Origin of the sequence: Shewanella dokdonensis (genome assembly GCF_018394335.1) — a bacterium.
GTDB classification, from domain to species: domain Bacteria; phylum Pseudomonadota; class Gammaproteobacteria; order Enterobacterales; family Shewanellaceae; genus Shewanella; species Shewanella dokdonensis.
Map to the genome: position 1 here is coordinate 1,541,373 of NZ_CP074572.1, position 13,689 is coordinate 1,555,061.

A 13,689-nucleotide genomic window follows, 5' to 3' on the forward strand; every position below is an offset into this window, starting at 1 on the left:
ACATGCTAAGCTAGACTAAACATTACACTTCCCAAAGGCGCCAAGGAACACGTTATGGCTACAGCAACCGCTTCCCGAAAAGCTGTTAAAAAAACCAAAGAAGTCAAAGCGCCCACCATTTATACCTTTGAATGGAAAGGGGTAAACCGAGACGGCAAGAAAACCAGTGGCGAACTGCGCGGTGCCACCGCCATTGAGATCAGAAATCAATTAAAAAATCAGGGGATTATCCCTAAGTCCGTCAGTAAAAAATCCAACGGTCTGTTCAGCAAAGAAAACGTTAAAATCAAACCGATGGATATCGCGGTGGTCACCCGTCAGATCGCCACCATGCTAGCTGCTGGCGTGCCACTCGTCACCACGCTCGACCTCGTTGGCCGAGGCCATGAAAAGCCAAGAATGCGTACGCTGTTAGGTACCATTTTGACCGATGTGCAATCAGGGATCCCCTTATCTGAAGCATTAAGGCCACATCGGCTCTATTTTGATGATCTCTATGTCGATTTGGTGGCCGCTGGTGAACATTCAGGCGCGCTCGACATAGTGTTTGACCGTATCGCCACTTACAAAGAAAAATCGGAAGCGCTGAAATCCAAAATCAAAAAAGCCATGTTTTACCCCGCAGCAGTAGTGGTGGTAGCAATTGCCGTGACTGTTTTACTGCTGTTATTTGTGGTGCCACAGTTTGAAACTATTTTCGCCAATTTTGGCGCTGAACTACCTGCTTTTACCCAATTAATCATCAATATCTCCCGTGGTTTACAAAGCTCTTGGTACTTTTTCCTGGTGGGGATTATTGTGGCTACCTGGTCATTTGTCAGAGCCCACCGTAACTCGCAAAAATTCCGCGATAAAATCGATGAGACCGTACTGAAAATTCCGCTTATCGGGCCAATTCTACATAAAGGCGCTATGGCGCGTTTTGCCCGCACACTGGCAACCACCTTTACCGCCGGGGTACCTTTGATTGAGGGTTTGGAGTCGGCCTCAGGGGCTTCTGGCAATGCGGTGTATCGCAAGGCACTGATGAATGTCCGTACCGAAGTCATGGCCGGGATGCAGATGAATGTGGCCATGCGTACCACCAAGCTATTCCCCGACATGCTGATCCAGATGGTAATGATAGGTGAAGAATCCGGTTCGCTAGATGAGATGCTGAACAAGATTGCCAACATCTATGAAATGCAGGTAGATGATGCGGTGGACGGCTTATCCAGCCTGATTGAGCCGATTATGATGGTAGTGATTGGAACCCTTGTTGGTAGTTTGATTATTGCTATGTACCTACCCATATTCCAGATGGGCAACATTGTAGGCCAATAAGTTACATTGCAAGTTAGCCAATATTCTTTATAGACTGTTGGCAACTGGCCATTACATAAAAACTAGAAAGATTCTGTCATCATGTCTGATTTTCTTACCATAATGAGCCAGCATCCCTGGCTGTTTACTAGTTTGGCGTTTGTGTTTGCTGCCGTTATTGGCAGTTTTATCAATGTGGTGATCTACCGTTTACCGGTAATGCTAAAACGAGAGTGGCAGCAAGAATGCGAAAGCTACCTTGAAGAATATCAACCGGCGGCATTTAAGTTACTCACCGATAAACAGCTATTGCAGCCGATAGATAAATTACCCGCCAGATTCAACCTGATTGTTCCAGGCTCTGCCTGCCCGAAATGCCATAGTGCCATCAAACCCTGGCATAACCTGCCTATTATTGGCTGGCTGCTACTAAGAGGTAAATGCGCGGCTTGCCAACAGCCAATTTCCGGACGTTATCCATTATTTGAATTGCTGGCGGCGCTACTGGTTGCTACGCTGGCGTGGAACTTTGGCCCCACCTGGCAATTCGCCTTATCGGCCCTACTCACATTTGCCTTGATAGCGTTAGCGGGCATCGATATTGATGAAATGCTGCTGCCAGATCAGCTCACCTTACCTTTCTTATGGCTGGGCTTAGCCGCCAATGGCTTTGGCCTGTTTGTGCCGCTAACCGATGCGCTCATAGGTGCAATTGCCGGATATCTCAGTCTTTGGTCAGTATTCTGGCTATTTAAACTGCTGACAGGCAAAGAAGGTATGGGCTATGGTGATTTTAAGCTGTTGGCATTGTTTGGTGCCTGGCTTGGCTGGCAAATGCTACCGCTGATCATCTTATTGTCATCGCTGCTAGGTGCAGTGATAGGCCTATCCTTACTGTTATTTAAAGGCATGCAGCGCAATAACCCCATCCCCTTTGGGCCCTATATTGTGATAGCGGGCTGGGTCGCGTTACTCTGGGGACAATCCATTGTCTCTTGGTATCTGCGGAGTTTATAAGTGTCTGATTATATTGTGGGCCTTACGGGGGCATAGGTAGCGGTAAAACCACAGTGGCCAATCTGTTTGCCGACTTGGGCGTGACGATTATCGATGCTGATATTATTGCACGGGAAGTTGTTGCGCCAGGTTCCGTGGGGCTGCAACAGCTAGTTGAGCATTTCGGCAGTGAGATGTTAAATGCCGATGGCACGCTTAACCGCGCCAAGTTACGGCAAATTGTGTTCGCGGAAACAGCGCAACGGCTATGGCTCAACCAGTTGTTACACCCCATGATCCGCCAACGCCTATTGGCACAAGCCAAAGCCGCAGCCTCACCTTACGCTATGATGGTAGTACCATTATTATTTGAAAATGGACTCGAATGTCTTGTAAATCACACTTTAGTGATAGATATTGGTAAAGCTGTGCAAATCCGGCGAACTATTGACCGAGATCATGTGTCACAAGCGCAAGTTATTAACATCATTGACAGCCAAATCAGCCGTGAACAAAGGTTGGCCAAGGCCGATGATGTGATTAACAACGAGGGAGATGTTGAATCGCTGAAGTCTCAGATTCTGGCTCTGCATAATAATTATTTAAAGCTATCAGAAAAAGCCCAGTAATCCCATGAATGAACTTGTATTTGAACAACCATTAAATGAGAAAGTACGCAATTATCTGCGTCTGGAGCATCTTGCTCGTCAACTCGATACACATCTGCATGAAGATCATCAGCAACGCTGTTTCTTCCCGCTGTTTTCCCTGTGCGAACTGGCAGAGCGCTGCGATTTTCGCGGTGAACTGCTTAAAGATGTCGATAAACTGCTCGGGCAGTTCAATGACACCACAGTTCAGCAGCCCATGAGCAGTCATCAGCAGGCTTTCTTTCTGGAACAGCTATCACTGGCGCGAGAGCAATTACAACAGCCCGATCGCCCAGGTATACAACTTAAACAGAATCGTTTTATTGCCACCGTGCGGCAAAAACTCAACCTTAACGGTGCCTGCTGTAACTTTGATCTACCGCAACTGCACTTCTGGTTGGCAAAACCGTGGATGGAGCGCCAACAGGAGTACCAGCAGTGGGTCGAACATTTTCACTGTTTGTTACACCCGATTACCTTGCTGCTGCAACTCACCCGCATGAGTAGCGACTACCAACAGGCCATCGCCCATGCCGGTTTTTATCATGACAGTAGCCCTAATAATTTGTCGTTAGTTAGAGTAAAGCTCAATGCCGCCGATGGTTGCTACCCAACAATCAGCGGTCATAGAAACCGCTTCGCCATTCATTTTGTACAGTTTGAACAGCAAAAACATTCGCAACAAACGGTAAAATTCCTGCTGGCGACCTGCAGCTGAAATCATTACCATGGCACAGTAGCATTATCGAAGGCGCACTACTTATGCCAACTGTTGTAAAATGTCCCACCTGCCAGAAACCGGTGGAATGGTCTGCGGCTTCTGCATTCAGACCCTTCTGCAGTGAACGCTGTAAACTCATCGACCTCGGTGAGTGGGCATCAGAAAAATATACCATTCCGGTGAAGCCGGAAGTGAATCCACAATTACTTGATGAGCTCGGCTACGATGATGGCGAGTTCTTCAAAGATCCAACCGATAATTAATTGTTATGACAGTCAATAAACGTGTTCATGTCGCTGTAGGCGTCATTATCCATGAGCAGCAGATCCTGCTGGCCAAACGTCACGGTCACCTGCATCAAGGAGGGAAATGGGAGTTTCCTGGTGGTAAAGTGGAAGCAGGTGAAGATACCGCGACTGCCCTTAATCGCGAGTTGCAGGAAGAAGTTGGGTTAACCGTGACGCAATGCGTGCCCTTCATGCAACTCTCATACGATTATCCCGATAAGCAGGTGTTTCTGGATATCATGACAGTAACCGGATTTGAAGGAGAAGCCACAGGCGTTGAAGGCCAGCAAATTGCTTGGGTAGATATTGAAGCGCTGCCACAATATCAATTCCCTGATGCCAACATGCCAATCTTGGAAAAGATCCTCAAAGAGTTACGTTGAAGCAACAATGGCTTAGTGCCATTTTGCATTGAAAATTTTCTGCTCAGAAAGCAAAAAGCCCCAGCATAAGCTAGGGCTTTTTGTGTTATTTAGCGCCTGGCGATGACCTACTCTCACATGGGGAGACCCCACACTACCATCGGCGCGATTGTGTTTCACTTCTGAGTTCGGGATGGGATCAGGTGGAACCACAATGCTATTGTCACCAGGCAAATTCGGTTACTGGCATTGCCAGTCAATCTGGTGCTGATACCCAGAATCGAACTGGGGACCTCATCCTTACCAAGGATGCGCTCTACCGACTGAGCCATATCAGCGAAAAAACCAGATGTTTAATCGTCTTACATTCTTCTGCGACTAAACACTTTTTACTTAAGCTTTTGCAATCATGCTAAAAGCTAAATAGGCGCTTGGAGATGACCTACTCTCACATGGGGAGACCCCACACTACCATCGGCGCGATTGTGTTTCACTTCTGAGTTCGGGATGGAGTCAGGTGGGACCACAATGCTATTGTCACCAAGCAAATTCTTACTGGTTAATTGTTCGTCTTACGGTATTGTTTCCTCGCTCCAGTACTCATGTACTTTTGTACACTCCGTCCTTCACTCGTCACGGCTTTGTCAGCCAAACAATTCCCTGCGTCATTAACACATTCATTTGGAAAGCTGTTGCTTCGATATTGGTGGTCGCTACTGGGTTCGAACCAGTGACCCCCTGCTTGTAAGGCAGGTGCTCTCCCAGCTGAGCTAAGCGACCTTATCTTGTCTGCTGTCACGCTTTGTTAGCCTGACACCAAGCCTGCGTTACATGTTTCAGTAGTGGTTCTCTTACTTCAATCAAGCCCTGCAATTCATTCAAGGTATTCACGACCTCCAAGGAAGGAGGAAGTGCTAGAAAACATCTGGAATGTTTTCAGTAAAACCCATCTGGGTTGTATGGTTAAGCCTCTCGAGTCATTAGTACAGGTTAGCTAAACGCCTCACAACGCTTACACACCCTGCCTATCTACGTCCTGGTCTCGAACGGCTCTTTAGTGGACTCAAGTCCAAGGGAAGACTCATCTCGGGGCTCGCTTCACGCTTAGATGCTTTCAGCGTTTATCAATTCCGAACATAGCTACCGGGCAATGCCATTGGCATGACAACCCGAACACCAGCGGTTCGTTCACTCCGGTCCTCTCGTACTAGGAGCAACCCCCTCAATCTTCCAACGCCCACGGCAGATAGGGACCGAACTGTCTCACGACGTTCTGAACCCAGCTCGCGTACCACTTTAAATGGCGAACAGCCATACCCTTGGGACCGACTTCAGCCCCAGGATGTGATGAGCCGACATCGAGGTGCCAAACACCGCCGTCGATATGAACTCTTGGGCGGTATCAGCCTGTTATCCCCGGAGTACCTTTTATCCGTTGAGCGATGGCCCTTCCATTCAGAACCACCGGATCACTATGACCTGCTTTCGCACCTGCTCGACGTGTCTGTCTCGCAGTTAAGCTGGCTTGTGCCATTACACTAACCGTACGATGTCCGACCGTACTTAGCCAACCTTCGTGCTCCTCCGTTACGCTTTAGGAGGAGACCGCCCCAGTCAAACTACCCACCAGGCACTGTCCCTAATCCCGTTCAGGGACCCAGGTTAGAACATCAACACTGCAAGGGTGGTATTTCAAGGTCGACTCCATCAGGACTGGCGTCCCAATTTCATAGTCTCCCACCTATCCTACACATGCAGGGTCAATGTTCAGTGCCAAGCTATAGTAAAGGTTCACGGGGTCTTTCCGTCTAGCCGCGGGTATACGGCATCTTCACCGCAATTTCAACTTCACTGAGTCTCGGCTGGAGACAGCCTGGCCATCATTACGCCATTCGTGCAGGTCGGAACTTACCCGACAAGGAATTTCGCTACCTTAGGACCGTTATAGTTACGGCCGCCGTTTACCGGGGCTTCGATCATGAGCTTCTCCTAAGATGACCCAATCAATTAACCTTCCGGCACCGGGCAGGCGTCACACCGTATACTTCCTCTTGCGAGTTCGCACAGTGCTGTGTTTTTGATAAACAGTTGCAGCCAGCTGGTATCTGCGACTGCCGTCAGCTCGGGGAGCAAGTCCCTCCACCAACAGCAGCGTACCTTCTCCCGAAGTTACGGTACCATTTTGCCTAGTTCCTTCAGCCGAGTTCTCTCAAGCGCCTTGGTATTCTCTACCCGACCACCTGTGTCGGTTTGGGGTACGATTCCTGCTAACCTGAAGCTTAGAAGATTTTCCTGGAAGCTTGGCATTAACCACTTCATCACCTTAGTGACTCGTCATCAGCCCTCAGTATTATGTGCCCGGATTTGCCTAAGCACACTACCTACAGCCTTAAACGCGGACGACCGACGCCGCGCTGGCCTAGCCTTCTCCGTCTCTCCATCGCAGTTAGCAGCAGTACGGGAATATTAACCCGTTTCCCATCGACTACGCCTTTCGGCCTCGCCTTAGGGGTCGACTCACCCTGCCCCGATTAACGTTGGACAGGAACCCTTGGTCTTTCGGCGTGGAGGTTTTTCACCCCCATTATCGTTACTCATGTCAGCATTCGCACTTCTGATACGTCCAGTGTGGGTTACCCCTTCACCTTCATCCGCTTACAGAACGCTCCTCTACCGCTCATCCATAGGATGAACCCGTAGCTTCGGTGAATTGCTTAGCCCCGTTACATCTTCCGCGCAGGCCGACTCGACTAGTGAGCTATTACGCTTTCTTTAAATGATGGCTGCTTCTAAGCCAACATCCTAGCTGTCTAAGCCTTCCCACATCGTTTCCCACTTAGCAATTACTTTGGGACCTTAGCTGACGGTCTGGGTTGTTTCCCTTTTGACGACGGACGTTAGCACCCGCCGTCTGTCTCCCGAGTAGTACTCATTGGTATTCGGAGTTTGCAAAGAGTTGGTAAGTCGGGATGACCCCTAGTCTTAACAGTGCTCTACCCCCAATGGTATTCGCTCGAGGCGCTACCTAAATAGCTTTCGAGGAGAACCAGATATCTCCCGGTTTGATTGGCCTTTCACCCCCAGCCACAGGTCATCACCGTCTTTTTCAACAGACGTGTGTTCGGTCCTCCAATTGATGTTACTCAATCTTCAACCTGCCCATGGCTAGATCACCGGGGTTCGGGTCTACACCTAGCAACTATTCGCGCAGTTAACACTCGGTTTCCCTACGGCTCCGCTATTCGCTTAACCTCGCTACTAAATGTAAGTCGCTGACCCATTATACAAAAGGTACGCAGTCACGGTCTCAAGAACCGCTCCCACTGCTTGTACGTATACGGTTTCAGGTTCTATTTCACTCCCCTCACTGGGGTTCTTTTCGCCTTTCCCTCACGGTACTGGTTCGCTATCGGTCAGTCAGGAGTATTTAGCCTTGGAGGATGGTCCCCCCATCTTCAGACAACATACCACGTGTGTCGCCTTACTCGTTTTCATCATCGGTTAGCTGTCGTGTACGGGACTATCACCCTGTACCGTGGTGCTTTCCAACACCTTCCACTAACACCCCAATGACTTAAGGGCTACTCCCCGTTCGCTCGCCGCTACTAGGGGAATCTCGGTTGATTTCTTTTCCTCGGGGTACTTAGATGTTTCAGTTCTCCCGGTTCGCCTCTGCATGCTATGTATTCACATACAGATAGTTGCTTATGCAACTGGGTTGCCCCATTCGGATATCTGTGGCTCAACGGGTTTTATCACCTCACCACAGCTTTTCGCAGATTAACACGTCCTTCATCGCCTCTGACTGCCAAGGCATCCACCGTATACGCTTAGTCGCTTAACCATACAACCCGGATGAGTTTCCTCTACCGAATCGTATCAACGACCCATATTGGTTTTTCTTTCGCCTTGATGTGTTTCATCGCTGAAACACTAGAATCACAAAACACTTGATTGAAGTATTTTGAGAACTCATTTCGATTAAATATCGCTATTTAATCTCTACTATCAGCTTTCCAAATTGTTAAAGAACGGGCTTAAAAAAGCCAAAGATAAATTGTTCACTTATCTTTGGCATTTCCATGACCATAAAACGAAAACAGTCTCACTAGAAAATGGTGGAGCTATGCGGGATCGAACCGCAGACCCCCTGCGTGCAAAGCAGGTGCTCTCCCAGCTGAGCTATAGCCCCATTTCTAACTTGCTATTTTCCCTTAACTCGTCGTTGTGCGGCCTATCCTCGTTCGGTTACATACTGATGTATGTGCCCTCGCTCGTCAGTTGCACGCCTTGATTTAAGCAAAAATCTCTGCGTTATCTTGTAAGGGTAATCTCGTTCAGGCAAGGCGTATTGGGAGGACGTTTACTGCTCGTAAACGACGACCAATACAACGCAGCATCAACAAGATTGGTGGGTCTGAGTGGACTCGAACCACCGACCTTACGCTTATCAGGCGTACGCTCTAACCACCTGAGCTACAGACCCACAACTTACTGTTTTCGCTCTTCGTCTATCAAGCAATCTGTGTGAACACTCACAACAAACTTCATCGTTTAGGTAAGGAGGTGATCCAGCCCCAGGTTCCCCTAGGGCTACCTTGTTACGACTTCACCCCAGTCATGATCCACAAAGTGGTAACCGCCCCCTAAGGTTAAGCTAGCTACTTCTTTTGCAAACCACTCCCATGGTGTGACGGGCGGTGTGTACAAGGCCCGGGAACGTATTCACCGTGGCATTCTGATCCACGATTACTAGCGATTCCGACTTCATGGAGTCGAGTTGCAGACTCCAATCCGGACTACGAACAGCTTTTTGGGTTCCGCTCCACGTCGCCGCTTTGCTTCCCTCTGTACTGTCCATTGTAGCACGTGTGTAGCCCTACTCGTAAGGGCCATGATGACTTGACGTCGTCCCCACCTTCCTCCGGTTTATCACCGGCAGTCTCCCTACAGTTCCCGGCATTACCCGCTGGCAAGTAAGGATAAGGGTTGCGCTCGTTGCGGGACTTAACCCAACATTTCACAACACGAGCTGACGACAGCCATGCAGCACCTGTCTCAGAGTTCCCGAAGGCACCAATCCATCTCTGGAAAGTTCTCTGGATGTCAAGAGTAGGTAAGGTTCTTCGCGTTGCATCGAATTAAACCACATGCTCCACCGCTTGTGCGGGCCCCCGTCAATTCATTTGAGTTTTAACCTTGCGGCCGTACTCCCCAGGCGGTCTACTTAATGCGTTAGCTTGAGAGCCCAGCGTTCTAGACGCCAAACTCCGAGTAGACATCGTTTACGGCGTGGACTACCAGGGTATCTAATCCTGTTTGCTCCCCACGCTTTCGTGCCTGAGCGTCAGTCTTCGTCCAGGGGCCGCCTTCGCCACCGGTATTCCTCCAGATCTCTACGCATTTCACCGCTACACCTGGAATTCTACCCCCTCTACGAGACTCTAGCTTGCCAGTTCGAAATGCGATTCCCAGGTTGAGCCCGGGGCTTTCACATCTCGCTTAACAAACCGCCTGCGCACGCTTTACGCCCAGTAATTCCGATTAACGCTCGCACCCTCCGTATTACCGCGGCTGCTGGCACGGAGTTAGCCGGTGCTTCTTCTGTCAGTAACGTCAATGTGCTGAGGTATTAACTCAACACCCTTCCTCCTGACTGAAAGTGCTTTACAACCCGAAGGCCTTCTTCACACACGCGGCATGGCTGCATCAGGGTTTCCCCCATTGTGCAATATTCCCCACTGCTGCCTCCCGTAGGAGTCTGGACCGTGTCTCAGTTCCAGTGTGGCTGATCATCCTCTCAGACCAGCTAGAGATCGTCGCCTTGGTGAGCCCTTACCTCACCAACTAGCTAATCCCACCTGGGCTTATCCATTCGCGCAAGGACCTAAGTTCCCCTGCTTTCCCCTTAGGGCGTATGCGGTATTAGCAGTCGTTTCCAACTGTTATCCCCCTCGAATGGGCAAATTCCCAGGCATTACTCACCCGTCCGCCGCTCGTCATCAAACTAGCAAGCTAGTTCATGTTACCGCTCGACTTGCATGTGTTAGGCCTGCCGCCAGCGTTCAATCTGAGCCATGATCAAACTCTTCAATTAAAAGTTTTGACTCTAATGAATGACTGTTCTATTCGAACACTCTTCAGTGAGTTTTAAATCGTTTTGCGATTCATTCACTGCGAGTGCCCACACAGATTGCTTGATATTTTGTTAAAGAGCATGCCTCTGAACTTTACTTCAAAGGCGCCGACTTCATCGGCTCAGGGCTGCGTATTCTACACACCCGGATATTAGCGTCAAGCCATTTTTTCAGTTTGTTGTCGCAATTATTTAATTGACGCTCAGCAGTTGAAATTAAAGGCTTTTGCCAGTTGTTCGGCCAGCTATAAAGTAGCGATTAGGCGACTAAGTTGCCAGACAACGAGGGCGCATTATAGGGAGACAAATAGATAGCGCAAGCGCTTTTTGAAGGGAATTTTGATCTTTTTCGATCTTCACTGATTAGCCACATTAAGCTAACTGCATATCCCCAGAGTTATCCACAATGACGAATAGGAAGCTAAAAAAGAGGCAACCCTATGGCTGCCTCGATTATCGTTATTTATTGGTAAGCCGCTTATGACAGCTTGCCGTGGCAATGTTTGTATTTTTTACCTGAACCACAGGGGCACAAATCGTTACGCCCGACTTTGTCACCTTGACGCATCACTGGGACTTGCGGCATACCTGCTGGCGGCTGGTCATCAGCGGTTAACGCTTCTGACTGTGCATGTTGGTATTCATGGCGGATGCGTGCTTGTTCTTCACGGCGGCGAGCTTCCATCTCATCCACATCTTCCTGTGCCTGTACCTGTACTTTGGACAGAATACTGATCACGTCATGTTTCAGTTGTTCCAACATCTGTTGGAAGAGTTCGAAGGATTCTCGTTTGTATTCCTGCTTAGGATTCTTTTGTGCGTAGCCACGCAGATGAATACCTTGACGCAGATAATCCATAGCAGACAGGTGTTCTTTCCAGAGACCATCTAGCGTCTGCAACATCACGGCTTTTTCAAACTGCCGTAATACGGCGGCACCGACCATCTGTTCTTTGGCGTCATAGGCTTCCTGCCATTTTGTCACAATGCGTTCACGTAGCGTTTCTTCGTGCAGGTCGTCTTCCTGATCCAGCCATTGCTGTACTGGCAGTTTCAGCGCAAATTCCTGTTCCAGACGTTGCTCTAAACCAGCAACATCCCACAGTTCTTCAATGGATTGTGGCGGAATGTATTGATCGATCACGCCATTCACCACATCGGCACGAATGGCCTCAATGGACTCTTGGATACTTTCTGCATCCATCAACGCGTTGCGCTGTGCATAAACCACCTGACGCTGATCGTTAGCCACGTCATCGTATTCCAGCAGTTGCTTACGAATATCGAAGTTACGGGCTTCCACTTTGCGCTGGGCATTTTCAATGGCGCGTGAGACCCAAGGATGTTCGATGGCTTCGCCTTCTTCCATCCCAAGCTTCTTCATCATATTGGCCATGCGTTCTGAAGCGAAGATACGCATTAATGTATCTTCTAGCGACAGGTAGAAACGGGATGAACCTGGGTCCCCCTGACGGCCAGAACGACCACGCAACTGGTTGTCGATACGGCGAGACTCATGGCGTTCTGTCCCCAGAATATGTAGACCACCGGCGGCGACAACTTCATCATGCCGCTGCTGCCAGTCAGCACGGATCTGGGCGATTTGCTCATCTGTCGCAGCTTCGAGCGCTTCAACTTCGGATTTCCAGTTGCCACCCAGCACGATATCGGTACCACGACCAGCCATGTTAGTCGCCACAGTAACGGTGCCGGAGCGCCCCGCCTGCGCCACAATCTCGGCTTCATGTTCATGGAACTTGGCATTCAGTACCTGATGCGGAATTTTTTCCTGTTTCAGCAGGTGTGATAACAACTCTGACTGTTCAATGGACACTGTGCCCACCAACACTGGCTGACCACGTTCACGGCAACCTTTAATATCGTTGATGATTGCGGCGTATTTTTCTTTTGCTGTGAGGTATACCAGATCCGCCATATCGTTACGGATCATGGGGCGGTTGGTGGGAACCACCACGGTATCTAGCCCGTAGATATGCTGGAATTCAAATGCTTCGGTATCTGCAGTACCTGTCATCCCCGCCAGTTTTTCGTAAATACGGAAATAGTTCTGGAAGGTGATAGATGCCAGTGTCTGGTTTTCATTCTGGATCTTGGCACCTTCTTTAGCTTCTACCGCTTGGTGCAAGCCTTCAGACCAGCGCCGCCCTGGCATGGTACGACCGGTGTGTTCATCAACGATGATCACTTCACCATCTTGCACCACGTAATCGACATCTTTTTCAAACAGATTGTGTGCCCGCAATGCGGCGTGTACATGGTGCAACAGCGAAATATTCGCCGCAGAATAGAGCGAATCGCCCTCATCCAGTAATCCGGCTTTAATCAGCAACTGTTCAATCTTTTCCTGACCACGTTCGGTCAAGTTTACCTGTTTGGCTTTCTCATCCACGGAGAAATCGCCAGTGCCGGTGTATTCTTCGGAGTCTTCTTTGTCCTGCTTGACCAGATTTGGGATCAACTTGTCGACTTTGACATATAACTCGGAGCTGTCTTCAGCCGCACCAGAAATAATCAAAGGAGTACGGGCTTCATCGATAAGAATGGAGTCCACTTCATCGATCAAGGCGTAGTGCAATGGCCGTTGTACGCGTTCCTGCGGTGAAAACGCCATGTTGTCACGCAGGTAGTCAAAGCCAAATTCGTTGTTGGTGCCGTAAGTGATGTCAGCATTATAAGCCGCTACTTTATCTTGATGTCCCAAACCAGCAACGTTGATGCCGACGGTCATGCCTAAGAATTCAAACAACGGACGGTTGGTTTCAGCGTCACGCCGGGCCAGATAGTCGTTCACGGTAATGACGTGTACGCCTTTGCCAGTAAGCGCATTCAGATAGGCCGGCAAGGTTGCGGTTAGGGTTTTACCTTCCCCGGTCCGCATTTCAGCGATGCGATTACTGTCGAGCACTAAGCCCCCAGCAACTGCACATCAAAATGGCGCATTTCAAAGACGCGCTTGGACGCTTCACGCACAGTGGCAAACGCTTCGGCAGTGATCTGCTCCAGCGCTTCGCCGTTGGCAAGACGCTCACGAAATTCTGCGGTTTTGGCCTTCAGTTGCTCATCACTGAGCTTTTCATATTCCGTTTCAAGCGCATTAATTTTTGTAACGATTTTGCCAAGCGCTTTGAGGGTACGTTGGTTACGGCTACCAAATATCTTTGTCAGTAATTTACCTAACATCTGAATCACTTTTTAGTTGTAGGCCAGGGCTCAA

5 protein-coding genes, 4 tRNA genes, 4 rRNA genes and 2 pseudogenes are annotated in these 13,689 nt (G+C 49.3%); 6 read left to right on the top strand and 9 right to left on the bottom strand.

Going from position 1 to position 13,689, the window contains the following annotated elements:
- The first annotated feature begins 54 nt into the window (after positions 1-54).
- The 6 genes and pseudogenes from KHX94_RS07310 to mutT all read left to right on the top strand — a co-directional run bounded on the left by KHX94_RS07310 (position 55) and on the right by mutT (position 4,339).
- Positions 55-1,323 carry a type II secretion system F family protein gene (locus KHX94_RS07310; protein ID WP_213682923.1) on the top strand — a complete coding sequence of 423 codons (1,269 nt, stop codon included), beginning with the start codon at positions 55-57 and terminating at the stop codon, positions 1,321-1,323.
- Positions 1,324-1,404: 81 nt separating this feature from the next.
- Positions 1,405-2,319 (top strand): prepilin peptidase, encoded by a 915-nt coding sequence (locus tag KHX94_RS07315; RefSeq protein WP_213682924.1) that lies wholly within the window; start codon positions 1,405-1,407, stop codon positions 2,317-2,319.
- Positions 2,320-2,927, top strand: a pseudogene (gene coaE / locus KHX94_RS07320) (dephospho-CoA kinase).
- Between the two features lie 4 nt (positions 2,928-2,931).
- Entirely contained in the window at positions 2,932-3,666 is a 735-nt protein-coding gene (zapD, locus tag KHX94_RS07325) for a cell division protein ZapD (protein WP_213682925.1), read from the top strand.
- A 44-nt stretch (positions 3,667-3,710) separates the two neighbouring features.
- Complete coding sequence (gene yacG, locus KHX94_RS07330; protein WP_213682926.1) at positions 3,711-3,932, top strand: DNA gyrase inhibitor YacG; 222 nt, start codon at positions 3,711-3,713, stop codon at positions 3,930-3,932.
- A gap of 5 nt (positions 3,933-3,937) precedes the next feature.
- Entirely contained in the window at positions 3,938-4,339 is a 402-nt protein-coding gene (gene mutT, locus KHX94_RS07335) for an 8-oxo-dGTP diphosphatase MutT (protein WP_213682927.1), read from the top strand.
- A gap of 94 nt (positions 4,340-4,433) precedes the next feature.
- Here mutT and rrf (KHX94_RS07340) read toward each other — a convergent pair.
- The 9 genes and pseudogenes from rrf (KHX94_RS07340) to secA all read right to left on the bottom strand — a co-directional run bounded on the left by rrf (KHX94_RS07340) (position 4,434) and on the right by secA (position 13,655).
- Positions 4,434-4,549, bottom strand: a 5S ribosomal RNA gene (rrf, locus tag KHX94_RS07340).
- 31 nt (positions 4,550-4,580) lie between these two features.
- Positions 4,581-4,656 (bottom strand) — tRNA-Thr (locus tag KHX94_RS07345).
- Positions 4,657-4,747: 91 nt separating this feature from the next.
- A 5S ribosomal RNA gene (rrf, locus tag KHX94_RS07350) occupies positions 4,748-4,863 on the bottom strand.
- A 159-nt stretch (positions 4,864-5,022) separates the two neighbouring features.
- Positions 5,023-5,098 (bottom strand) — tRNA-Val (locus KHX94_RS07355).
- A gap of 179 nt (positions 5,099-5,277) precedes the next feature.
- Positions 5,278-8,162: ribosomal RNA gene (locus KHX94_RS07360) — 23S ribosomal RNA — on the bottom strand.
- A 272-nt stretch (positions 8,163-8,434) separates the two neighbouring features.
- Positions 8,435-8,510 (bottom strand) — tRNA-Ala (locus tag KHX94_RS07365).
- A gap of 217 nt (positions 8,511-8,727) precedes the next feature.
- Positions 8,728-8,804, bottom strand: a tRNA-Ile gene (locus KHX94_RS07370).
- A 73-nt stretch (positions 8,805-8,877) separates the two neighbouring features.
- Positions 8,878-10,415 (bottom strand): 16S ribosomal RNA (locus tag KHX94_RS07375).
- The 16S, 23S and 5S rRNA genes sit together here with 4 tRNA genes alongside, the layout of an rRNA operon.
- Positions 10,416-10,932: 517 nt before the next feature.
- Positions 10,933-13,655, bottom strand: a pseudogene (gene secA, locus KHX94_RS07380) (preprotein translocase subunit SecA).
- Positions 13,656-13,689: the final 34 nt, after the last annotated feature.

Excerpts from the sequence above, each read along its gene's own strand:
- KHX94_RS07310 (WP_213682923.1), top strand. The coding sequence starts at position 55 with ATGGCTACAGCAACCGCTTCCCGAAAAGCTGTTAAAAAAACCAAAGAA.
- yacG (WP_213682926.1), top strand. The coding sequence starts at position 3,711 with ATGCCAACTGTTGTAAAATGTCCCACCTGCCAGAAACCGGTGGAATGG.
- zapD (WP_213682925.1), top strand. The coding sequence starts at position 2,932 with ATGAATGAACTTGTATTTGAACAACCATTAAATGAGAAAGTACGCAAT.
- KHX94_RS07315 (WP_213682924.1), top strand. The coding sequence starts at position 1,405 with ATGTCTGATTTTCTTACCATAATGAGCCAGCATCCCTGGCTGTTTACT.
- mutT (WP_213682927.1), top strand. The coding sequence starts at position 3,938 with ATGACAGTCAATAAACGTGTTCATGTCGCTGTAGGCGTCATTATCCAT.